Raw genomic sequence first — 23029 nt, 5'->3', positions numbered from 1 at the left:
GGAGGAGGTCCAGGGGCCGCGCCAGGGCGAGCTGGTCACCGACAGCGGGTCCGCGGGCACCGGGTCGCTGCCGCAGCCCGAGGTCGTCGACGTGCGCCGGGGGCTGTTCGGCGCCCGCGGCAGCGGCGACACCTCCGGCTACGGCGGCCTGGTGCAGCCCGTCGCGATGCCGGGCGCCGCCGAGCGCCCGTACGGCGGGTGGTTCGACGAGGCGGTCGACGTGCTGGCCGAGGTGCTCGCGGCCCGGGGCGTGCCGTTCGACGAGGCCGTCGAGCGCGTGGTCGTCGACCCGCCGGGCGCCCGGGCCGAGCTGACCCTCTGGGTGGCCCGGGAGCGCCTGGTCACGGTGTGCCAGATCCTGCGGGACGACCCCGACCTGCGGTTCGAGCTGTCGCTCGGCGTCTCGGGCGTGCACTACCCGCACGACGTCGGGCGCGAGCTGCACGCCGTCTACCACCTCACCTCCGTGACCCACGGGCGGCGCCTGCGGCTCGAGGTGGCCTGCCCGGACGCCGACCCGCACGTGCCCTCCACCACGCCGGTGTACCCCGCCAACGACTGGCACGAGCGCGAGACGTTCGACTTCTTCGGGATCGTCTTCGACGGCCACCCGGGGCTGGCGCGCATCGAGATGCCCGACGACTGGCCCGGGCACCCGCAGCGCAAGGACTACCCGCTCGGTGGCATCCCCGTGGAGTACAAGGGCGCCACCGTGCCGCCGCCGGACACCAGGAGGCAGTACTCATGACCGCGCAGACCGGGTACCACGCCACGCCGGCCGTCGACGACCTCGCCGGCGGCACGCCGATGTTCGAGGCCTCGGGCGGCGACTGGGACGAGATCGCCCGCGAGGTGGTGGGCGAGGAGCGGATCGTCGTCAACATGGGCCCCCAGCACCCGTCCACCCACGGGGTGCTGCGGCTGATGCTCGAGATCGACGGGGAGACCGTCACGGAGGCCCGGTGCGGCGTCGGGTACCTGCACACCGGCATCGAGAAGAACATGGAGTTCCGCACCTGGACGCAGGGCACCACGTTCTGCACCCGGATGGACTACCTGGCCCCGTTCTTCCAGGAGACGGCGTTCTGCCTGGCGACGGAGAAGCTGCTCGGGATCACCGACGACGTGCCCGAGCGGGCCTCGGTGGTCCGGGTGCTGATGATGGAGCTCAACCGGGTGGCCTCCCACCTGGTGTGCCTCGGCACCGGCGGCAACGAGATGGGCGCCACCACGGTGATGACCGTGGCGTTCACCGCGCGCGAGGAGATCCTGCGGGTCTTCGAGGCGGTCACCGGGCTGCGCATGAACCACGCCTACGTGCGCCCCGGCGGCGTCGCCCAGGACGTTCCGGACGACCTGGGCGACCAGGTGCGCCACGCCCTGCGCGAGGTGCGCAAGTACCTCGGCCAGCTGGGCGACCTGCTGCTGGCCAACCCGATCTTCCGGGCCCGGCTGACCGACGTCGGCACGCTCGACCTGACCGGGTGCATGGCCCTGGGTATCACCGGGCCGGTGCTGCGCTCGGCCGGCCTGCCGTACGACGTGCGCAAGGCGTTCCCGTACTGCGGCTACGAGACCTACGACTTCGACGTGCCCACCTCGACGAACGCCGACAGCTACGACCGCGTGGTGCTGCGGGTGGAGGAGTGCTACCAGTCGCTGCGGATCGTCGAGCAGTGCCTGCAGCGGCTGGCGGCGACGGCCGAGCAGCCGGTGATGGTGGCCGACCGCAAGATCGCCTGGCCGGCGCAGCTGGCGGTCGGCGCGGACGGGCAGGGCAACTCCCTCGAGCACATCCGCACGATCATGGGCACCTCGATGGAGGCACTGATCCACCACTTCAAGCTGGTGACCGAGGGCTTCCGGGTCCCGGTGGGCCAGGCGTGGCAGACGGTCGAGCACCCGCGCGGCGAGCTGGGTGTGCACGTGGTGTCCGACGGCGGGACCCGGCCGTACCGCGCGCACTTCCGCGACCCGTCGTTCAACAACCTCCAGGCCGTGTCGGTGATGTGCGAGGGCGGCCAGGTGGCCGACGTCGTCGTCGCCGTCGCGTCCCTGGACCCGGTGCTGGGAGGGGTGGACCGATGAGCGAGGAGCCACGGGCGGGCGGTGGCCCGCAGACCACCGAGACGGTGAGCACCGCCCCGCCGCCCGGCTACGACGCCGAGACGCTGCGGGCCCTGGAGGCCGACGCCGCCGCGATCCTGGCCCGCTACCCCGAGCCGCGCTCGGGGCTGCTGCCGCTGCTGCACCTGGTGCAGTCGGTCGACGGGTACGTCAGCCGCGACGGGATCCTGTTCTGCGCGCGGCGGCTCGGGCTGACGGCGGCCGAGGTCTCCGCCGTCGCGACGTTCTACACGCAGTACAAGCGCCACCCCAACGGCACCTACACCGTGGGGGTGTGCACCAACACGCTGTGCGCGGTGATGGGCGGCGACGCGATCTTCGACGAGCTCAGCGCGCACCTGCGGGTGGGGCACGACGAGACCACGCCGGACGGCGCCATCACCCTCGAGCGGGTCGAGTGCAACGCCGCCTGCGACTACGCGCCCGTGGTGATGGTCAACTGGGAGTTCTTCGACAACCAGACGCCGGCCTCGGCGGTGGAGCTCGCGGACCGGCTGCGGGCCGGCGAGCCGGTGGCCCCCACCCGCGGCGCCGCGCGCGTGTGCACGTTCCGGGAGATGAGCCGGGTGCTGGCCGGGTTCCCCGACGGCCGCGCCGACGAGGGCGTCGGGGCGGGCGGCCCGTCGCTCGCCGGGCTGCGGCTGGCCCGGGAGCACGGCTGGACGGCGCCGGCGCCGGCGACCGAGCCGGAGGAGCCGCTGGCGCCCGAGGGCGCGCCGGCCGGTGCCACGGCGGAGGGCGAGCCGGGCGCCGGCGAGCCGGGCTCGAGCGCCGAGCGCGAGCCCACCGGGCCGCAGGACACGGCCCGCGAGAAGGCCGAGGACCGCGAGGGGGACGCCCGATGACGCTCACGCCCGTGCTCACCGACACCTGGGACGCCGAGCGGTCCTGGACGCTGGACGCCTACCGCGACCGCGGCGGGTACGCCGGCCTGCGGGCCGCGCTGGCGATGCCGCCCGGCGACGTCGTGCAGGCGGTCAAGGACTCCGGCCTGCGCGGTCGCGGCGGGGCCGGGTTCCCCACCGGCATGAAGTGGGGCTTCCTGCCGCCGGACGACGGCGGGCCGCGCTACCTCGTGGTCAACGCCGACGAGTCCGAGCCCGGCACCTGCAAGGACATCCCGCTGCTGCTGGCCAGCCCGCACCACCTGGTCGAGGGCATCGCCATCACCAGCTACGCCATCGGCTGCCGGCACGCGTTCGTCTACGTGCGCGGCGAGGTGCTGCACGTCTACCGCCGGGTGGTGAACGCGGTCCGCGAGGCGTACGACGCCGGCTACCTCGGCACCGACGTGCTGGGCACGGGGTTCGACCTGGACGTCACGGTGCACGCCGGCGCCGGGGCGTACATCTGCGGCGAGGAGACCGCGCTGCTCGACTCGCTGGAGGGGCTGCGCGGCCAGCCGCGCCTCAAGCCGCCGTTCCCCGCCGTCGCCGGCCTGTACGCCCGGCCCACGGTGGTCAACAACGTCGAGACGATCGCCTCGGTGCCGGGCGTCCTGAGCCGCGGCGTCGACTGGTTCCGCTCCATGGGCACCGAGCGCTCGCCCGGCCACGGGCTGTTCTCGCTGTCGGGGCACGTGACCCGGCCCGGGCAGTACGAGGCGCCGCTGGGCACCACGCTGCGCGAGCTGCTCAACCTGGCCGGCGGGGTGCGCGCCGGGCACGAGCTGAAGTTCTGGACGCCGGGCGGGTCCTCGACGCCCATGTTCACCGCCGAGCACCTCGACGTCCCGCTCGACTACGAGTCGGTGGGGGCCGCGAGGTCGATGCTCGGCACCCGGGCGCTGCAGGTCTTCGACGAGACGACCTGCGTGGTGCGCGCGGTGAGCCGGTGGACCGACTTCTACGCCCACGAGTCGTGCGGCAAGTGCACGCCGTGCCGGGAGGGGACCTACTGGATGAAGCAGGTGCTGCACCGCATCGAGGCGGGCGAGGGCGCCGACGGCGACGTCGACCTGCTGCTCGACCTGTGCGGCACCATCCTCGGGCGCGCGTTCTGCGCCCTCGGCGACGGCGCGACGTCGCCCGTCACCAGCTCGATCCAGCTGTTCCGCGACGAGTACGAGGCGCACATCACCGGCCACGGCTGCCCGTTCGACCCGGCCGCGGCGGCGCTGTTCCCGTACCCGTCGCGCCGGCAGCCGATCCTCGCGGGAGGTGCGCGATGACGACGACCGCCGACAAGGCAGCGCAGGGGGCGGCCCCGGCGCCCGTGGAGACCGTGACGTTCACGCTCGACGAGCTCGAGGTCACGGTGCCCAAGGGCACGCTGGTGATCCGCGCCGCCGAGCAGGTGGGCATCGCGATCCCGCGGTTCTGCGACCACCCGCTGCTGGCCCCGGCCGGCGCCTGCCGCCAGTGCCTCGTCGAGGTCGCCACGCCCGACCGTGAGGGCAACCTGCGCACGATGCCCAAGCCGCAGGCCTCGTGCACCCTCGAGGCCACGCCCGGCATGGTGGTGCACACCCAGCGCACCTCCGAGGTGGCCGCGACCGCCCAGCGGGGCGTCATGGAGCTGCTGCTCATGAACCACCCGCTCGACTGCCCGGTGTGCGACAAGGGCGGCGAGTGCCCGCTGCAGAACCAGGCCATGACCAGCGGGCGGGCCACGTCCCGGTTCCGCGACGTGAAGCGGACGTTCCCCAAGCCGATCGCCGTCTCGACGGAGATCCTGCTCGACCGGGAGCGGTGCGTGCTGTGCCAGCGGTGCACGCGGTTCAGCGAGGAGGTCGCCGGCGACGCGTTCATCGCGCTGCAGGAGCGCGGGGCCGACCAGCAGATCGGCCGGTTCGACGAGGCGGTGCTCGACTTCGACGTCCCCGCGGGCGCCGCGCGCCCCGACGCGACCGGCGCGCCGTTCTCCTCGTACTTCTCGGGCAACACGATCCAGATCTGCCCGGTGGGCGCGCTGACCGGGGCCGCCTACCGGTTCCGCGCCCGGCCGTTCGACCTGGTCTCCACGCCGGCGGTCGCCGAGCACGACTCCTGCGGGTCGGCCATCCGCGTCGACCACCGCCGGGGCGTGGTGCTGCGGCGCCTCGCCGGGGAGGACCCCGCCGTCAACGAGGAGTGGATCACCGACAAGGACCGGTTCGCCTTCACCTGGCAGGCGGGGCCCGACCGGATCACCACGCCGCTGGTGCGCGAGGACGGCGTGCTGCGGCCCGCCTCCTGGGTCGAGGCGCTGGAGCTCGCCGCCGAGGGGCTGGCACGGGCGCAGGCGGCCGGCGGCGTCGGCGTGCTGCCCGGCGGCCGGCTGACCGTCGAGGACGCGTTCGCCTGGTCGCGGTTCGCCCGGGCGGTGCTGGGCACCGACGACGTCGACCAGCGGGCGCGCGTCCACGGCCCGGAGGAGGCGGCGTTCCTCGCGCACGCGGTCGCCGGCACGGGCGTCGGCGTGACCTTCGCCGACCTCGAGCGGGCGCCGGCGGTGCTGCTGGCGGGGCTCGAGGCCGAGGAGGAGGCCGGCGTCACGTTCCTGCGCCTGCGCAACGGGGTGCGCAGGAACGGGACCCGGGTGTTCGGCCTGGCGCCGTTCGCCTCCCGGGGCCTGCGGCGCCTCGACGGCACCCTGCTGCCGGCCGCGCCCGGCACCGAGGGGGAGTGGCTGCGCGCGATCGCGCGGCAGACGACCGGCGAGCTGCTGCCCGCCCGCGTCGACGCGGAGCCCGTCGCCGCGGTCGCCGAGGCGCTCGCCCGGCCGGGCGCGGTCGTGCTCGTCGGCGAGCGCCTCGCCGGGGTGCGCGGCGCCTACAGCGCGGCGCTGCGCGTCGCCGCCGCCACCGGGGCGCGCCTGGCGTGGGTGCCGCGCCGGGCGGGGGAGCGCGGCGGCGTCGAGGCGGGGCTGCTGCCCGGGCTGCTGCCCGGCGGTCGCCCGCTGACGGACCCGGCCGCGCGGGCCGAGGTGGCCGCCGCGTGGGGCGTCGCACCCGAGGCCCTGCCGGACGCGCCCGGCCGGGACCTCGCCGGCATCCTCGACGGCCTGTCGGTCGGCCAGCTCGGCGGCGCGCTCGTGGGGGGCCTGCAGCTCGCCGACCTGCCCGACCCCCAGCACGCCCGCACGGCGCTCGCGGCCGCCGGCTTCGTCGTCTCCCTCGAGGTCCGCGCCTCGGAGGTCACGGCGCTCGCCGACGTCGTGCTGCCGGTGGCGCCGCCGGCGGAGCGCGCCGGGTCGTACTGGAACTGGGAGGGGCGGGTGCGCCCGTTCGGCCAGGCGCTCGAGTCGGCGGCGCTGCCCGACCACCGCGTGCTGCACGCCCTGGCCGAGCAGCTCGGGGCGGACCTCGGCGCCGCCACGGCGCTCGAGGCCCACCGGGCGGCCGGCGCGCTGCCTGCCTGGACGGGCCGGCGGACGCCCGCGCCGACCGCCGTCCCGCCGGTCCCGGCACCGGTCGAGCCCGGCACCGCCGTGCTGGCGTCGTGGCACCTGCTGCTCGACGACGGCGCGCTGCAGACCGGCGAGCAGTTCCTCGCCGGCACCGCCAAGAGGGCCGTGGCGCGGATGAGCGCCACGACGGCCGCCGCCGTCGACGTCTTCGACGGCGACCTCGTCACCGTCTCCACCGACCGGGGCGGGATCACGCTGCCGGTGCAGGTGACGCCGATGGTCGACCACGTCGTCTGGCTGCCGCTGGCCTCCGCCGGCTGCCGGGTGCACGACGCGCTCGGCGCCGCGCCCGGCGACGTCGTGCGGATCGCGCCGGCCGCGGAGACCCCGGCGCCCTCCGAGCCGCCCGGCGGCGCCGGCACGGGGCGGGGAGGTGCGCGATGATCCCCGGCGTCGCGGCGGACTTCAGCCAGGACACGATCTGGACGTCGGTCGTCAAGGCCGTGCTGATCGTCGTGTTCCTGCTGCTGTCGGTGCTCGTCGCGATCTGGTTCGAGCGCAAGGTCGTGGCGCGCATGCAGGTGCGGCCGGGCCCCAACGTGCACGGCCCGTTCGGCCTGCTGCAGTCGCTCGCGGACGCGATGAAGCTGCTGCTCAAGGAGGACGTCAACGTCACCGCGGCCGACCGGGTCGTCTACCTGCTGGCGCCGATGATCTCGGTGTTCTGCGCCCTGCTGGTGTTCGCGGTGATCCCGTTCGGGCCCGAGGTGACGATCCCGTTCACCGACTACTCCACGCCGGCGCAGCTCACCGACTTCCCGGTGGCCGTGCTGTACGTGCTCGCCTGCGCCTCGGTGGGCGTCTACGGCATCGTGCTCGGCGGCTGGTCGTCCGGCTCGACCTACCCGCTGCTGGGCGCCGTGCGGTCCACCGCCCAGGTGATCAGCTACGAGCTGGCGATGGGCCTGTCGCTGGTCAGCGTGTTCGTGATGGCCGGGTCGATGTCGACCTCCAGCATCGTCGAGTCCCAGGCGCGGCTGTGGTGGTTCCTGCCGCTGCTGCCGGCGTTCGCCGTCTACCTGATCTCGATGATCGGCGAGACCAACCGCCTGCCGTTCGACCTGCCGGAGGCCGAGGGCGAGCTCGTCTCGGGCTACATGACCGAGTACTCGTCGATGAAGTTCGCGTGGTTCTTCCTCGCCGAGTACATCAACATGCTCAACGTCTCGGCGATCTGCACCACGCTCTTCCTCGGCGGCTGGCGGGCCCCGTGGCCGCTGAGCGCGGTGGGCGACGGCGTGCTCAACACCGGCTGGTGGCCCGTGCTGTGGTTCCTCGCCAAGCTCTGGGCGCTGATGTTCGTGTTCGTGTGGGTCCGCGGCACGCTGCTGCGCCTGCGCTACGACCAGTTCATGGTGTTCGGCTGGAAGGTGCTGATCCCGGTCGCCCTCGCCTGGGTCGTGGTGCTGTCGGTGGTGCAGTGGCTGCGCCAGGGCGACCTCGTCGGCGCCGGGGCGGGCGGCGGCGAGCTGCTGCTCACCGCCGTGGCCGTGGTGTTCCTGGCGCTCGTGGTCGCCGTGCTGCGGCCCGGGCGCGCCCGACGGCGGGCCGACGCCGCCGCGGGGGTCGGCGGCGTCGCGCGCGCCGCCGCGCCCGACCCGTTCGTCGCCCGCTCCCGCATGTTCGACCCGTTCGCCGGCGGGTACCCCGTCCCGCCCCTGCCGGGCCAGCACCTGCCGCCGTCCCCGCGCGCGGCCCGCCACGCCGTCGAACCGGACCTCGTCGACCCCGAGGCCGGCCCGGACCGTGACCCGGACCGTGACCCGGACCGTGACCAGCCCGTCCAGGAGGAGTCCCGATGAGCGACTACCAGCCCCTGCGGCCCCGCAAGGGCCCGATCGGGCGGGCGCTGGCCCCGGTGGCCGGGTTCGGCGTCACGCTCGGGTCGATGTTCCGGCCGACCGTCACGGAGCAGTACCCGTTCGAGAAGGTGCCGCCGAAGCCGCGCTACCACGGCCGCCACCAGCTCAACCGGTACGCGGACGGCCTGGAGAAGTGCATCGGCTGCGAGCTGTGCGCCTGGGCGTGCCCGGCGGACGCCATCTACGTCGAGGGCGCCGACAACGCCGACCTCGCCGCCACCGACGGCGCCGGCGCGCACCGCAGCCCCGGCGAGCGGTACGGCCGCGTCTACCAGATCAACTACCTGCGCTGCATCTTCTGCGGTCTGTGCATCGAGGCCTGCCCCACCCGGGCGCTGACCATGACCAACGACTACGAGCTGGCGGGGCCGACCCGCGCCGGGATGATCTACGAGAAGCAGGACCTCCTCGCGCCGCTCGCCGAGGGCATGCTCGCCGCGCCGCACCCCATGGTCGAGGGCACCACGGACACCGAGTACTACCGCGGCGAGGTCACGGGCCCCACCGCCGAGCAGGTGGCGTGGGTGCGCGAGCACCGGCCCGACGACCCGACCGTCGAGGCCGCGGCGCGCGTCGTCGAGGGCGAGGCGCCGCCCCCGCGGCCCACCCGGCACCGCCTGCGCGGGTCGGCGACCAAGTCGGCCGCGGCGCGCGCGGCGGGGACGGCGGCCGCGGGCGCCCAGCGGGAGCCCGAGCCGGGCACTGACGCGCCGACGGCGGAGGACGCCGTCCGGCCCAAGGGGGTGCACGCATGACCACCTCGGGCGGCGAGGCAGCCCTCTTCGGCGTCCTCGCCCCGCTCATGGTCCTGGCGAGCCTGGGGCTGCTCGTGGTGCGCCGCGCCGTGCACGCGGCGATCTGCGTGGTGTTCGTGATGATCGCGCTCGCCGTGCTCTACGTGGCCAGCCAGGCCCCCTTCCTCGGCGTCGTGCAGGTGGTCGTCTACACCGGCGCGGTGATGATGCTGTTCCTCTTCGTGCTCATGCTCGTGGGCGTCGACGCCGCCGACTCCCTCACCGAGACGATCCGCGGCCAGCGCTGGATCGGCGTGCTGCTCGGGCTGGGCCTGCTCGTGGTGCTCGGCGGCGTGGTGGGGCGGGTGGTGCTCCCGCCGGGCCCGGCGGCGGCCCCCGGGGCCGGCGCCGCGGCGACCAACCCCGAAGGCCTGGCCCGCGTGCTGTTCGGCGACTACGTGCTGGCCATGGAGGTCGTGGGCGTGCTGCTGGTCACCGCCGCGCTCGCCGGCCTCGTGCTGACCCACCGGCGCCGGCTCGGCCCGCGCCGCACCCAGCGGTTCGTCGCCGAGCAGCGCGTGGCGCAGCTTGCCGAGGGCCGCCCCCTCACCCCGCTGCCCGCGCCCGGCGTCTACGCCCAGAACACCGCGATGGACACCCCGGCGCTCGGCCCCGACGGCCGGCCGCTGGAGCACTCGGTGCCGCGCGTGCTGCGCATCCGCGGCCAGCAGCGCTCGGTGACGGCGGTGCTCGCGGCCGAGGAGACGCTCGTCGAGCGCGGCGCCCCCGGGGCGCTGGAGCCGGCCGACGCCGACGGTGCGCCGGCCGACGGTGCGCCGCCCGACGGTGGACCGGCCGCGAAGACCGACGGCGCGCCCGACACCGGCGACGGGGGCCGGCGAGCGCGCGACGACCGGGAGGTGCGGGGCTGATGGCCGTGACCAACTACCTGTGGCTGGCCGCGATCCTGTTCGCCGTCGGCGCCGCCACGGTGCTGCTGCGCCGCAACGCGATCGTCGTGTTCATGGGCGTCGAGCTCATGCTCAACGCGACCAACCTGGCCTTCGTCACGTTCGCCCGCCTGCACGGCGACCTCACCGGCCAGGTGCTGGCGTTCTTCGTCATGGTCGTCGCGGCCGCGGAGGTCGTGGTGGGCCTCGCGATCATCGTGACGATCTTCCGCACCCGCCGGTCGGCCTCGGTCGACGACGTCAACCTGCTCAACGGCTGAGGGGGTCCGATGCAGACGCTGGGTCTGATGCCCTGGCTCGTGGGGCTGCCGGCGCTCGGCGCGCTCGTGCTGGTCGCCGGCGGGCGCCGCCTGGACCGGTGGGGGCACTGGCTGGGCGTGGCCGCGAGCGCCGGCGCGTTCGTCGTCGGCCTGGTCGTGCTCGTGGACATGCTCGCCCGGCCCGCCGCCGACCGGGTGGGCACCGCCTCGCTCGGCACGTGGCTCGACGTGGGCACGCTGCAGGTGGACGCCGGGCTGCGTGCCGACCCGCTGTCGATGACGTTCGTGGTGCTGGTGACGTTCGTCGGCTCGCTCATCCACGTGTACTCCGTGGCCTACATGGCGCACGACGCCGACCGGCGCCGGTTCTTCGGCTACCTCAACCTCTTCGTCGCCGCGATGCTGCTGCTGGTGCTCGCCGACGGCTACCTGCTGCTGTTCGTCGGCTGGGAGGGCGTGGGCCTGGCGTCGTTCCTGCTCATCGGGTTCTGGGACCGGCGGCGGGGCAACGCGGTGGCGGGCAAGAAGGCGTTCGTGATGAACCGGGTCGGCGACATGGGCCTGGTGGTGGCGATGATGCTGCTGCTGGCCCAGCTCGGCTCGCTGTCCTACGCCGACGTGCTCCCGCGGGCCGGCGAGCTCGGCACCGGCGTGGCCACCGCCGTCGGCCTCATGCTGCTGCTGGCGGCGTGCGGCAAGTCCGCGCAGGTGCCGCTGCAGGCCTGGCTCGGCGACGCGATGGCCGGCCCGACGCCGGTGTCCGCCCTGATCCACGCGGCCACGATGGTCACCGCCGGGGTGTACCTGCTGGTGCGCAGCGCGCCGATCCTCGAGGCGGCCCCCGCGGCGCAGCTGGTCGTGGCGGTCGTCGGCGTGGTGACCCTGCTGTTCGGGGCGGTCGTCGGCTGCGCCAAGGACGACATCAAGAAGGCGCTCGCGGCCTCGACGATGTCCCAGATCGGCTACATGATGCTCGCCGCCGGGCTGGGCCCGGCCGGCTACGCGTTCGCGATCTTCCACCTGGTGACGCACGGGTTCTTCAAGGCGGGGCTGTTCCTCGGCGCCGGGTCGGTGATGCACGCGATGGGCGACGAGGTGGACATGCGCCGCTTCGGCGGGCTGGCCCGTCTGCTGCCGGTGACCGCGGGGACGATGGCGCTCGGCTGGCTGGCGATCATCGGCGTGCCGCCGTTCTCCGGGTTCTGGTCGAAGGACCTCATCGTCGAGGCCGCCTTCACCGGCGAGGGCTGGCGGCCCTGGGTGTTCGGCGGGGCGGCGCTGCTGGGCGCCGGCATCACCGCGTTCTACATGTCCCGGCTGATGTTCATGACGTTCGGCGGGCGGCGGCGGTGGGCCGAGACCGGCCCCGAGGCGCAGCACCCGCACGAGGCGCCGGCGCTGATGCGCTGGCCCATGGTCGTGCTCGCCGTGGGGTCCGTGGCGCTCGGCGGCCTGCTGGCGGTGGGCGGGGCGTTCACCGCGTGGCTCGAGCCGGTCGTCGGTCCCGCCGACCACCACGAGCCCGTGCTGCCGGTGCCGCTGCTCATCGCGCTGACGCTGGTCCTCGTGGTCGTCGGCGTGGTGCTCGCGTTCCGCACCTACGCGGCCGCGCCGGTGCCGGTGGTGGCGCCGGCGTCGACCGCGCTGGTGCGCGCCGCCCGCCGGGACCTCTACCAGGACGCGGTCAACGAGACCGCCGTCATGGTGCCGGGGCAGGTGCTGACCCGCACCCTCGTGTACGCCGACCGTGCCGGCGTCGACAGCGGCTTCCTGGCGATCGCGTCGGCGGTGCGGCGCTCCGGCGACGCGCTGCGGCGGCTGCAGAACGGGTACGTCCGGTCGTACGCGGCGACGACGCTCGGCGGCCTGCTCGGGCTCGCCGTCGTCGTGTGGGCGCTGGCGGGCTGGGCATGAGGCGGCCGTGCGTGGGGGCCGGCACGAGGACTGAGGGGGAGGGACGATGACGACCTTTCCGTGGTTGACGGCGCTGATCGTCTGGCCGCTGGTCGCGGCGGCCGCGACGGCGGTGACCGGGCGCGGCCGCGGCCGGCCCGCCGGCTCGGCGCCGGGCAGCGCCGGGACGCTCGGCACGGGGGCGTTCGGCGCCCGCGCGGCCCGCGTCGTGGCGCTCGGCGGCTCCCTGGTCGAGGTGGCCCTCGGCGTCGGCGCGATCGCCGCGTTCGACACCGCGCGCGCGGCCGAGCACCAGCTCGCCGAGACCCGGCCGTGGATCCCGGCGGTCGGCGCCAGCTACGCCGTCGGCGTGGACGGCGTGGGGCTGCTGCTCGTGGCGCTGTCGGTGGGGCTGGTGCCGCTGGTGATCCTCGCGGCGTGGCGCGAGCAGGGCGGCGACCCGGTGCGCCTGCGGCGGTACCTCGCCACGGTGCTCGTGCTCGAGTCGTTCATGGTGGCGGTGTTCGCCGCGCGCGACGTGCTGCTGTTCTACGTGCTGTTCGAGGCCATGCTCGTGCCGGCGTTCTTCCTGGTCGGGGGGTTCGGGCAGGGCGCGCAGCGCCGCTACGCGGCCACGAAGTTCCTGCTCTACTCCCTGGCCGGCGGGCTGATCATGCTGGTCGCGGTGATCGCGCTGTACCTGCAGGTGCCCGTCGACCCGGCCACCGGCGCGCGGCCCGCCGACGCGTTCCTCACCGCGAACCTCACCGGCCTGTCGATGGGCACCACCGCCGAGCGGCTGATGTTCTGCGCGTTCTTCCTCGCGTTCGCCGTCAAGGCGCCGCTGGTGCCGGTGCACTCGTGGCTGCCCGACGTGGCGCAGAACGCCACGCCCGGCACGTCCACGCTGCTGATCTGCGTGCTGGACAAGGTCGGCACGTTCGGCATGCTCACGCTCTGCCTGCCGCTGTTCCCCGAGGCGTCCCGCTGGGCGGCGCCGGCGATCGTGGTGCTGGCGGTGGTGTCGATCCTCTACGGGGCTGTCCTGGCGATCGGGCAGAGCGACCTGCTGCGCCTGGTCGGGTACACGTCGGTGAGCCACTTCGGGTTCATCGTGCTGGGAATCTTCACGTTCACCTCCCTGGGGATGGCCGGCTCGAGCCTCATGATGCTCAACCACGGCATCTCCACCGGGGCGCTGTTCCTCGTCGCCGGCTTCGCGATCGCCCGGCACCCGGCCGCCAGCCAGCGCATCGCCGACTACGGGGGGCTGCGCCGGGTCGCCCCGGTGCTCGGGGGCACCTTCCTGGTCGCGGGCCTGTCCGCCGCGGCGCTGCCCGGCCTGGCCACGTTCGTCTCCGAGATCATGGTGTTCCTCGGCGCGTTCGCCCGCGCCCACGCCGCCGCGCTCGTCGCCGTGCCCGCCGTCGTGCTGGCCGCCGTCTACGTGCTGCTGACCTACCAGCGGATGTTCACCGGCGACGTCGCGCCCGACGTCGCCGCCGCGCGCGACCTCGGCGGCCGCGAGCGCACCGTGGCCGGCGTGCTGGTGGCCGCCCTGCTCGTGCTGGGCGTGGCGCCCGGCCTCGTCACCGGGTACGTCGCCGCGCCCGGAGTGCGCTCCGTCGAGCTCGTCGGCGCCACCGACGTCGGGCCGGTCCATCCGCCCGCCGACGCCGCGCCCACCGAGGGGAGCCTGCAGTGACCGACTTCGTCCCCACCACCATCGACTGGGGTGCCGTCTCGCCGGTGCTCGTGGTGCTCGCCGCGGGCGTGCTCGGCGTGCTCGTCGAGGCCTTCGTGCCGGCCCGCGGGCGCCGCGGCGTCCAGGTGGTGCTCACGATCGCCGCGCTGGCCGGGGCGCTGGTGGCCGTCGCGCTGCTGTGGGGCCGGGTGCAGGCGGAGGGCGGGGTCGCCGTGGCCGGCGGCACCTACCAGCTGACGCCGTTCGGCCTGGGCGTGCAGGCGGTGGTCGCGCTGTGCGCGCTGCTCGGCGTGCTCGTCGTGGCCGACCGCAGCGCGGGGCAGGACGCCTTCGCGCCCACCGCCGCGTCCGTGCCGGGCAGCACCTACGAGGAGCAGGCCCGCCGCGCCGGCCTCGAGCAGACGGAGGTCTACCCCCTGCTGCTGTTCGCCACCGGCGGCATGCTGCTGTTCCCCGCCACCGACGACCTCGTCGTGCTGTTCATCGCGCTCGAGGTGCTCAGCCTGCCGCTGTACGTGCTGTGCGCCACCGCCCGGCGCCGCCGGCTGCTGAGCCAGGAGGCGGCGTTCAAGTACTTCGTGCTGGGGTCGTTCGCCTCCGCCCTGCTGATCTTCGGCGTCGCGCTGCTGTACGGCTTCGCCGGGTCGGTGCGCCTGCCCGCGATCGCCGCCGCGCTGGCGGGGGAGGGGGACTCGCCGCTGGCCGGCACGCCCCTGCTCGCCGTCGCCGGCCTCGTGCTCGTCGCGGCGGGCCTGCTGTTCAAGGTGGGCGCCGCGCCGTTCCACACCTGGACGCCCGACGTGTACACCGGCGCGCCCACGCCGATCACCGGGTTCATGGCCGCCTGCACCAAGGCCGCCGCCGTCGGGGCGCTGGTGCGCGTGCTGCTCGGGCTCGCCGCCGCCATGGACCCGGGCATGCGGCACGACGTCGAGGTGCTGCTGTGGGCGGTGGCCGTGGTCACGATGGCGGTCGGCACCGTCGTCGGCGCCGTGCAGACCGACGTCAAGCGCCTGCTCGCGTACTCCTCGATCGCCCACGCCGGCTTCATCCTCGTGGGGCTCGTCGGGCTCGACGAGCGGGGCAGCGCCGCCGTGCTGTTCTACCTGCTCGCCTACGGCGTGGCCACGGTCGGCGCGTTCGCGGTGGTCACGCTGGTGCGCGAGCGGCTGCAGACGCCCGGGCGGGCGGCGCGGGGCGCCGCCGGGGAGGACGGCGGGGACGGGGACGACGGCGGCGACGGCGTCGTGCTCGGCGAGGCGACGCACCTGGCGCAGTGGGCCGGCCTCGGCCGCACGGCCCCCTGGCTGACGGCGGCGTTCGCGCTGTTCCTGCTGTCGATGGCCGGCATCCCGCTCACCGCCGGGTTCGTCGCCAAGCTCGGGGCGTTCGCGGCGGCCGTCGACGCCGGCGCCTGGCCGCTCGCGCTGCTCGGCGTGATCGCCTCGGCGGTGGCGGTGTTCTTCTACCTGCGCGTCATCGTGCTCATGGTGCTCACCCCGCCCGCGGACGCCTCGGCGGGAGCGCCGGCCGCCCCGTCCCCGAGCCCCGCGCCGGCCGGCGCCGACACGCCCGGCAGCGGTGTGGCGACCGCCACGCGACCGGCCGCGCGGGCCGTCGTGACGGTGGCCGCGGGCCCCGGGACGGCGACGTTCGTCGTCGCCGTGTGCGCCGCGGCCGTGCTGCTGCTGGGCGTGCTGCCCTCCTCGGTTCTCGATCTGGCCTCCGAGGCGGCTAAGTTCGTGCCGTGAGCCTGCCCGACCAGCCCCCCGCCGTGCCGACCGTCGCGACCGCGGCGACGGCCATCCCGCTGTCCGACCCCGCCCTCGCGGAGCGGCTCGTGGAGCGGATGCGGACCGTCGAGGAGGCGCTCGCCGAGGCCGTCGAGAACGCCGACCGGCTGGCCGACGACGCCTCGCGCCACCTCGTCGCCGCCGGCGGCAAGCGGCTGCGCCCGTTCCTCACCCTGCTCACCGGCGAGCTCGGCGACGGCACGCGGCCGGAGCTGGTCGACGCCGCCGTCGTCGTCGAGCTGACGCACCTCGCCTCGCTGTACCACGACGACGTCATGGACTCCGCGCCCCTGCGCCGGGGTGCCCCGAGCGTGCACTCGCTGTGGGGCAACACCGTCGCGATCCTCGTGGGCGACCTGCTCTTCGCGCGCGCGTCCACGCGCGTGGCCGCGCTGGGGCCCGACGCCGTGGTGCGCCAGGCGACGACGTTCGAGCGGCTGTGCCTGGGCCAGCTGCACGAGACCACGGGCCCGGCCGCGGGCGAGGACCCGGTCGAGCACTACCTGCAGGTGCTCGCCGACAAGACCGCCTCGCTGCTGGCCACCGCCGCGCGGTTCGGGGCGGTCTACGGCGGCTGCGACGACGAGGTCGTCGAGGTGGTCGGTGCCTACGGCGAGAAGCTCGGCGTCGCCTTCCAGCTCGCCGACGACGTCCTCGACCTGGCCTCCTCGGGCGCGGAGTCGGGCAAGACGCCCGGCACCGACCTGCGCGAGAAGGTCCCCACGATGCCCGTGCTGCTCCTGCGCCAGCGCGTGGCCCGCGGCACGACCCAGCCGGGGGACGAGGACCTGCTCGCGCTGCTCGACGGCGACCTGTCCTCCGACGCGGTGCTCGCCGACGCCGTCGAGCGGCTGCGGGCGCACGACGTGCTGGCCGAGACGCGCGGCCTCGCCGTCCGGTGGGCGCGCGAGGCCGCCGCGGAGCTCGACCCGCTGCCGGAGGGGCCCGTCAAGGAGGCGCTGGTCCGCTTCGCCACGGCCCTGGCGGACCGCGCCGCCTGATCCCGCGCCGCCTGATCCGGCGGGCCCGAGCCTGCGCGCCCGACGGGCGCCTCCGCCTGCGCGCCGTGCGCGGCGGCGTCGGTATGCTGCGGGCGCGAGCCGGAGCCGGGGCAGCACGCCCGGCCGGGGGGATGGCCGGCGTCGCGACCAGGAGCCAGGGGGCAGCGTGAGGATGACGCGCGGACGGCGGACGACCGCCTCGGCCGCCGTCGTCAGCGTGCTGGCGGCGACGGTGGTGACGCTCGCCGTCGTCTCCGAGGGGGAGGCCACCGCCGACGTCGACCTCAACGACTCGGGCGTGTGGGTGACGAAGACGTCCGCCGGCCTGCTCGGCCGGTTCAACACCGAGTCGCAGGCCCTCGACGGCACGATCCTCGCCGGCAGCTCCACGTTCGACGTCCAGCAGGACGCCCAGCGGGTCCTGCAGACCGACGGCGCCAACGCCGCCCCCGTGGACCCCGCGCACCTGGAGCTGGGCGGCACCCTGCGCGCGCCGGCCGGGTCGGTGGTCGCCTCCGCGGCGGCCACCGCCGCCGTGCTCGACACCGAGGACGGGCGGCTGTGGGTCCTGCCGTTCGACGGCGTCGCCGCCTTCGACCCCGACGAGGTGGACCCCGTCGCCGAGCTCGAGCAGGCCGCTGCCGTCACGGTCGCGCGCGACGGCACCGTGCTGGCCGTCGACACCGCCGCCGGGCGCCTGGTCACCGTGCCCACCACTGTCAACGGCACGCCCCGGGACCCCGCGACGTCGGCCCTGGACGTCGCGCCCGGTGCCGAGGTCGAGGTGACCGCCGTGGGCGACGACCCGGTCGTGCTCGACCGGTCCGCCGGCCGGCTGCTGCTGCCCGGCGGCGACGCCGTCGAGGTGCAGGACCCGGGCGAGGCCCGGCTCCAGCAGCCCTCGGCGGCGGCGGACCAGGTCCTCGTGGCCACGACCTCCGGCCTGGTCAGCCAACCGCTGGGCGGCGGCGACGCGCTCGTGCGGCACGCCTCCGGCCTGCCGGCGGCGCCGGTCCAGCTCGGCGGCTGCTCCTACGGTGCGTGGTCGCAGACCGGCCAGGTGGTCCGGGACTGCGCGGGCGCCGACCACGACGTGGACCGCGCGCTCGAGGGCCTCGGGCCGCAGTCGCGGCTGGAGTACCGCGTCAACCGCGACGCCATCGTGCTCAACGACCTGGCGGCCGGCACGGTGTGGATGGCCGCCGACTCCTTCCAGAAGGTCGACGACTGGGACCTCGTGATGCCCGAGGACGCCGAGGGCGAGGAGACGGAGTCCGAGGAGACGACGCCGGAGCAGGTCGACCAGTTCGTCGCCGACCGCAGCCGGCCCAACCGCCCGCCCCAGCCGAAGGACGACGAGATCGGCGTGCGCGCCGGGCGCACCACCGTGCTGGACGTGCTCGCCAACGACGTCGACCCGGACGGCGACGTGCTCACGGCGTCGGTGGCACGGCCGGCCCGCGGCCTCGGGGTGAGCCCGGTCCTCGGCGGCGCCGCGCTGCAGGCCGACGTGCCGCGGGGGACCGAGGGCACGTTCACCCTCACCTACACGGTGTCCGACGGGCGCGGCGGGACGGCCGACGCGAGGGCGACGGTCCGGGTGGTCCCCGACGAGGAGGGCTCCCCGCCGGAGCAGACCGGCGAGCCGGTGCTCAAGGTCGCCAAGGGCGGCACTGCCGAGATCGACGTGCTGCCGTACTTCCGGGACCCCGACGGCGACGACCTCGTGCTCGCCAGCGCGGCCGCGACGGTGGCGCGCGACGAGGTCCGGTCGCGACCCGACGGCACCGTCGAGCTGCGCGACGCCGGCAGGTCGGCCGGGCGCAAGACCGTGGCGCTCACCGTGGCCGACGAGCGGGGCATGGTGGTCGAGGGCACGCTGCTCGTCGACGTCGTCGCCGCCGCGGAGCCGCCGGTCCCCGTCAACGACCACGTCACCGTCGTCGCGGGGCAGGCCGTCACCGTGGAGCCGCTGGAGAACGACTCCGACCCGAACGGCGACCTGCTGCGCCTCGTGAACGTCGCCGAGCAGGCACCGGCGGAGGTCGCCCCCAACTACACGGCGGGCACGTTCCGGTTCACCAGCGCCGAGCCCGGCAGCTACGACCTGACCTACCAGGTGAGCGACGGCCCGAGCGCCTCGACCGGCCTGGTGCGCGTCGACGTGGTGGCGCCGCCGGAGCAGGCCAGCCCCCCGGTGGCGGTCGCCGACCAGGTGCTGCTGCCCGCCGGCGGCTCCGCGCTCGTGGACGTGCTGGCCAACGACACCGACCCCACCGGCGGGGTGCTCGTGGTGCAGTCCGTCGAGGTGCCCCAGGACGCCGGCGTGACCGTCGCGGTCCTCGCCCACCAGGTGCTGCGGGTGACGGAGACCCGCCGCCTCGCGTCGCCGGTCACCGTGACCTACACGGTCTCCAACGGGGCCGCGACGAGCACGGGCCAGCTGCAGGTGGTGCCCATCCCGGCGCCCGAGCGGCTGCGCCCGCCGGACGCCGCGCCGGACGAGATCACCGTGCACACGGGCGACGTGGTCACCGTGCCGGTGCTGGCGAACGACTCCCACCCCGACGGCCTCGAGCTGAGCGTGGTGCCCGAGCTCGTCGAGGAGCCGGACCCGGGCCTGGGCGAGGCGTTCGTCGCCGAGGACACGGTGCGCTTCAAGGCGGGCGGCGAGGCCGGCGTCGCCTACGCGGTCTACGAGGTCACGGACGCCCGCGGGCAGCGCGACTCGGCGCAGGTGACGATCCGGGTCGTCGACACGCCGGAGAACGCCGCGCCGCAGCTGCCCGACGTCGAGGCGCGCGTGCTGTCCGGCGGCACGGTCCAGGTCGTCCCGCCGCTCGAGGGCACCGACCCCGACGGCGACCTCGTGACGCTCGACGCGGTGGCGACCGCCCCCACCAAGGGCACCGTCGAGATCGTCGACGGCGCGCTGCAGTACACGGCGGCCGCCGACGCCGTCGGCGTCGACACGTTCGGCTACCGCGTCACGGACACCCGCGGTGCGTCCGCCGTCGGGACCGTGCGCGTGGGCATCGCGCCGACGGCGACCACCAACCAGCCGCCGGTGGCGGTCGACGACGGCACGCACGTGCGCCCGGGCCGCGCCGTCGCGGTCGACGCCGCAGCCAACGACTCCGACCCGGACGGCGACCCGATCGGCCTGGTGCCCGGCTCCCTCGAGGGTGGCGAGCCGCTCGAGGCGGAGGTCGTGGACGGCGTCGTGCGGATGACGACGCCGGGCGAGGCGGGCGTCCACACCTTCTACTACGGCGTCGAGGACACCTACGCGGCCCGCGCCACGGGGGCGGTCACGGTGGAGGTCGACCCCGACGCGCCGCTGCTGCGCCCGGTCGCGCGCGACGACGTGGTGCCGCAGGGCTCGGTGGACGGCGACACCGTCACGGTCGACGTGCTGCGCAACGACTCCGACCCGGACGGCGTGGCGTCCCAGCTCGAGGTGAGCGTCGACGCGGCCGCCGAGGAGGCGGGCGTCACGGTGGCCGACGACGGCGCCGTGACGGTGCCGCTCACCGGCAGCCCGCAGGTGCTCACCTACACGGTCACGGACGTGGACGGCCAGACCGCCCGCGCCTTCCTGCGGGTGCCGCGCGACGGGCAGGGGCCGCGGCTGCGCTCCCCGCTGCCGCCGCTCGAGGTGGTCAGCGGCGAGCCGCTCACGCTCGACCTGACCGAGCTCGTCGTCGTCGCCGAGGGCCGTCGGCCGCGGCTCACGGCCGAGGACCGGGTCACCGCGGTCTCGGGGCAGCGAGAGGTCCAGGACGCCACGACGGTGGTGTTCACGTCGGCCGACGACTTCGTGGGGGCCGCCTCCGTGAGCTTCGAGGTGAGCGACGCGACGGGCCAGGACGATCCCGACGCGCGCGTCGCGACGCTCTCGGTGCCGATCACCGTGGTGGCCGCCGAGAACCTGCCGCCTGAGCTCACGGGCACGCCGGCGGTCGAGGTGGCCGCGGGCGAGGAGGCCGGGGTCGACGTGGCCCGCTTCGTCGACGACCCCGACGGCGACCCGGTCACGGTGCGCGTCGCCGGGAGCGTCGACGGGCTGTCGACGAGCGTCCAGGGCACGCGGGTCACCGTGCGGGCGGACGCGTCGCTGCCGCGGGGCAGCGAGATCTCCGTGCCCGTCAGCGTCGCCGACGCGGACCACCCGCCCGTTGAGGGCCGGGTCGCCGTCACCGTGGTGGGGTCCACCCGCCCGCTCGTGCGCGCCACCGACGACGTCGTCGAGGACGCCCACCAGGGCGAGCCGGTGAGCGTGCCCGTGCTGCGCAACGACTCGAACCCCTTCCCCGACGAGGACCTCGTCCTGGTCGGCGCCGCGTGCGAGACCGGCGCCGGCACGGTCGCCGTCGACGGGGACGAGCTCGTGGTCACCCCGGCCGACGACTTCGTCGGCGTGCTCGTGGCGCGCTACCGGGTCCAGGACGCGACCGGCGACCCGGAGCGCGAGGTCGAGGGCCGCGTCCAGGTGACCGTGCTCGGCCGGCCGGAGACGCCGCGCGCCCCGCAGGTCCAGGAGGTCCGCTCGCAGACGGTCGTGCTCACCTGGGACCCGCCGGCGGACAACGGCGCGCCGATCACCGGCTACACGGTCCGCGCGAACGACGGCCGCACCCAGGACTGCGCGAGCACCACGTGCACCGTCACCGGGCTGACGAACGACGTGACCTACACGTTCACCGTGACGGCGACGAACGACGTCGGGGACTCCGACGCCTCGCCGGCGTCGCCGGAGGCCCGCCCGGACCAGCGCCCTGACCAGCCCGACGCGCCGACCCTCGAGTTCGGCGACGGGTCGCTCGCCGTGTCGTGGACGAACCGTACGTACTCCGACCGGTCGCCGATCGAGTGCGTGAACCTCGAGATCTCCCCGGCGCCCCCGTCGGGGGCGATCCAGAAGCCGTGCGTCACCGGCACGTCGACGACGTGGAGCGGCCTGACCAACGGCGTGGCGTACACGGTGCGGGTGCAGGCCGTCAACGGCGCGCCCGACCCGTCGGACTGGAGCGTGCCGTCCGCCCCGATGGTGCCGGCAGGCCCGCCGGAGCGGCCGGGCGCCCCGAGGGCGACGCGCACCGACACCGCCCTCGGCGGCGTCGCCCAGGTGACCTGGAGCGCGCCGGACGGCAACGGCGACGGCCCCACGCGCTACCACGTCACGACGGTGCGGGACGGGCAGTCGATCGCCACGGACACCGTCACCGGCACGACGTTCGAGGCGCGCGACCTCGACCCGGGCGCGTCCTACGCGTTCGTCGTGGTCGCCGAGAACAAGGCCGGACGCTCGCCGGCCTCCCCGGCGTCGGCCGCCGTCGTGCCCTACGGCACGCCGGCCACGCCGACGGGGGCGAGCGCCGCGGTCGACCCGGCGACGCCGTCGGGGCGCGTGATCGTCTCCTGGTCGCGGCTGGCCGCCGCGGACCTGCGCGGGCCGGACGGGTACTACCAGGTGCGTACCGCGGGCGGGGAGTGGAAGACGGGCGACCAGGCCACCACCGACTCCGGCAGGTTCGTGTACACGGGGCTGAGCAACGGCACGCGCTACACGTTCCAGGTGCGGGCGTGCAACCAGTACAGGTGCGGTCCCGCCGCGGACACGAACGCGGCGACGCCGTACACCACGCCGGACCGCCCGGGCGTCAGCTACTCGCGGACCGGCGAGCAGACCGGCCGGTTCACCGTGCGCGCGGGCGGCGACGGCGGCGAGAGCGTCGACCGGCTCGAGTACCGCCTCAACGGCGGCGGCTGGCAGCGCACCGGCGGGACCGTCGACGTCGGGCCCGCGTGGGCGACGACGTACACCCTCGAGGCGCGGGCGTGCAACGCTGCCGGCTGCGGGCCGTCGCAGTCCGCCTCGGGCCGCACGGACCCCGACCCGGCCACGCGCACGATGACCATCACCAAGGGCGCGAGCAGCGACAAGGGCACGGCGGACGACGGCTGCTACACGGAGACCTACGGCCCGGACGTGCAGGACTGCCACTACCTGCACCTGGAGCTGCGCAACGGCACGCCGAGCACCACGGTGACCTACACGTGCTGGACCACCGACGACTACTGGGGCAGGGCGGAGTCGCCGCGGCAGTACGCGGGCCCGTACACGTTCCGCACGGACGGCAACGGCAGCTTCTCCGGGGACCTCACGTGCCAGCACACCTACGTCGGCGAGTCCACCTGGATCGTGGCGACGAGCCCGGCCTGGGGCGAGTCCAACCACGCACCGTGGTGACCGGGACAGGCGGCCGGTGACCGCGTCCGGGGGATGGGGAG

At 75.4% G+C, this 23029-nt stretch carries 14 protein-coding genes; all 14 read left to right on the top strand.

Annotation, left to right across the window (positions count from 1 at the left end):
* Positions 1–31 precede the first annotated feature (31 nt).
* Positions 32–748, top strand: a complete 717-nt coding sequence (locus GSF02_RS00645) for an NADH-quinone oxidoreductase subunit C (protein ID WP_235915297.1) — start codon at positions 32–34, stop codon at positions 746–748.
* On the top strand, positions 745–2088 hold the full coding sequence (locus tag GSF02_RS00640) for an NADH-quinone oxidoreductase subunit D (RefSeq protein ID WP_159791705.1): 1344 nt from the start codon (positions 745–747) through the stop codon (positions 2086–2088). The genes GSF02_RS00645 and GSF02_RS00640 overlap by 4 nt, the downstream gene beginning before the upstream one ends.
* On the top strand, positions 2085–2972 hold the full coding sequence (gene nuoE, locus GSF02_RS00635; protein WP_159791703.1) for an NADH-quinone oxidoreductase subunit NuoE: 888 nt from the start codon (positions 2085–2087) through the stop codon (positions 2970–2972). The genes GSF02_RS00640 and nuoE overlap by 4 nt, the downstream gene beginning before the upstream one ends.
* Positions 2969–4297, top strand: a complete 1329-nt coding sequence (nuoF, locus tag GSF02_RS00630; RefSeq protein WP_159791701.1) for an NADH-quinone oxidoreductase subunit NuoF — start codon at positions 2969–2971, stop codon at positions 4295–4297. Before nuoE ends, nuoF begins: the two co-directional genes overlap by 4 nt.
* Entirely contained in the window at positions 4294–6900 is a 2607-nt protein-coding gene (locus GSF02_RS00625) for an NADH-quinone oxidoreductase subunit G (protein ID WP_159791699.1), read from the top strand. Before nuoF ends, GSF02_RS00625 begins: the two co-directional genes overlap by 4 nt.
* A complete protein-coding gene (nuoH, locus tag GSF02_RS00620) occupies positions 6897–8318 on the top strand; it encodes an NADH-quinone oxidoreductase subunit NuoH (RefSeq protein WP_159791697.1) in 1422 nt (473 codons plus the stop codon). Before GSF02_RS00625 ends, nuoH begins: the two co-directional genes overlap by 4 nt.
* A complete protein-coding gene (gene nuoI, locus GSF02_RS00615; protein ID WP_159791695.1) occupies positions 8315–9133 on the top strand; it encodes an NADH-quinone oxidoreductase subunit NuoI in 819 nt (272 codons plus the stop codon). The genes nuoH and nuoI overlap by 4 nt, the downstream gene beginning before the upstream one ends.
* Positions 9130–10044 carry an NADH-quinone oxidoreductase subunit J gene (locus tag GSF02_RS00610; protein ID WP_159791693.1) on the top strand — a complete coding sequence of 305 codons (915 nt, stop codon included), beginning with the start codon at positions 9130–9132 and terminating at the stop codon, positions 10042–10044. The genes nuoI and GSF02_RS00610 overlap by 4 nt, the downstream gene beginning before the upstream one ends.
* Entirely contained in the window at positions 10044–10343 is a 300-nt protein-coding gene (nuoK, locus tag GSF02_RS00605) for an NADH-quinone oxidoreductase subunit NuoK (protein ID WP_159791691.1), read from the top strand. The genes GSF02_RS00610 and nuoK overlap by 1 nt, the downstream gene beginning before the upstream one ends.
* A 9-nt stretch (positions 10344–10352) precedes the next feature.
* Positions 10353–12257: an NADH-quinone oxidoreductase subunit L gene (gene nuoL / locus GSF02_RS00600; RefSeq protein ID WP_159791689.1), complete on the top strand. Its 1905-nt coding sequence runs from the start codon at positions 10353–10355 to the stop codon at positions 12255–12257.
* A gap of 46 nt (positions 12258–12303) precedes the next feature.
* Entirely contained in the window at positions 12304–13941 is a 1638-nt protein-coding gene (locus GSF02_RS00595; RefSeq protein WP_159791687.1) for an NADH-quinone oxidoreductase subunit M, read from the top strand.
* Positions 13938–15692 carry an NADH-quinone oxidoreductase subunit NuoN gene (nuoN, locus tag GSF02_RS00590; protein ID WP_159791685.1) on the top strand — a complete coding sequence of 585 codons (1755 nt, stop codon included), beginning with the start codon at positions 13938–13940 and terminating at the stop codon, positions 15690–15692. Before GSF02_RS00595 ends, nuoN begins: the two co-directional genes overlap by 4 nt.
* Positions 15689–16735: a polyprenyl synthetase family protein gene (locus tag GSF02_RS00585; protein ID WP_408003847.1), complete on the top strand. Its 1047-nt coding sequence runs from the start codon at positions 15689–15691 to the stop codon at positions 16733–16735. Before nuoN ends, GSF02_RS00585 begins: the two co-directional genes overlap by 4 nt.
* 172 nt (positions 16736–16907) lie before the next feature.
* Complete coding sequence (locus GSF02_RS00580; RefSeq protein WP_159791683.1) at positions 16908–22988, top strand: Ig-like domain-containing protein; 6081 nt, start codon at positions 16908–16910, stop codon at positions 22986–22988.
* The last annotated feature ends 41 nt before the right edge of the window (positions 22989–23029 follow it).

Source organism: Puerhibacterium puerhi, from assembly GCF_009846865.1.
In the GTDB taxonomy this organism is placed as follows: Bacteria; Actinomycetota; Actinomycetes; order Actinomycetales; family Cellulomonadaceae; genus Puerhibacterium; species Puerhibacterium puerhi.
The sequence above is the reverse complement of the archived record's forward strand: the minus strand, read 5'-3'. Positions and strand labels throughout refer to the sequence as shown.

Bases quoted from the DNA above. Each gene is read 5' to 3' on its own strand.
- GSF02_RS00595 (WP_159791687.1), top strand. From the start codon at position 12,304: ATGACGACCTTTCCGTGGTTGACGGCGCTGATCGTCTGGCCGCTGGTC.
- GSF02_RS00640 (WP_159791705.1), top strand. From the start codon at position 745: ATGACCGCGCAGACCGGGTACCACGCCACGCCGGCCGTCGACGACCTC.
- nuoL (WP_159791689.1), top strand. From the start codon at position 10,353: ATGCAGACGCTGGGTCTGATGCCCTGGCTCGTGGGGCTGCCGGCGCTC.
- GSF02_RS00610 (WP_159791693.1), top strand. From the start codon at position 9,130: ATGACCACCTCGGGCGGCGAGGCAGCCCTCTTCGGCGTCCTCGCCCCG.
- nuoE (WP_159791703.1), top strand. From the start codon at position 2,085: ATGAGCGAGGAGCCACGGGCGGGCGGTGGCCCGCAGACCACCGAGACG.
- nuoH (WP_159791697.1), top strand. From the start codon at position 6,897: ATGATCCCCGGCGTCGCGGCGGACTTCAGCCAGGACACGATCTGGACG.
- nuoI (WP_159791695.1), top strand. From the start codon at position 8,315: ATGAGCGACTACCAGCCCCTGCGGCCCCGCAAGGGCCCGATCGGGCGG.
- GSF02_RS00580 (WP_159791683.1), top strand. From the start codon at position 16,908: ATGACGCGCGGACGGCGGACGACCGCCTCGGCCGCCGTCGTCAGCGTG.
- nuoF (WP_159791701.1), top strand. From the start codon at position 2,969: ATGACGCTCACGCCCGTGCTCACCGACACCTGGGACGCCGAGCGGTCC.
- nuoK (WP_159791691.1), top strand. From the start codon at position 10,044: ATGGCCGTGACCAACTACCTGTGGCTGGCCGCGATCCTGTTCGCCGTC.
- GSF02_RS00625 (WP_159791699.1), top strand. From the start codon at position 4,294: ATGACGACGACCGCCGACAAGGCAGCGCAGGGGGCGGCCCCGGCGCCC.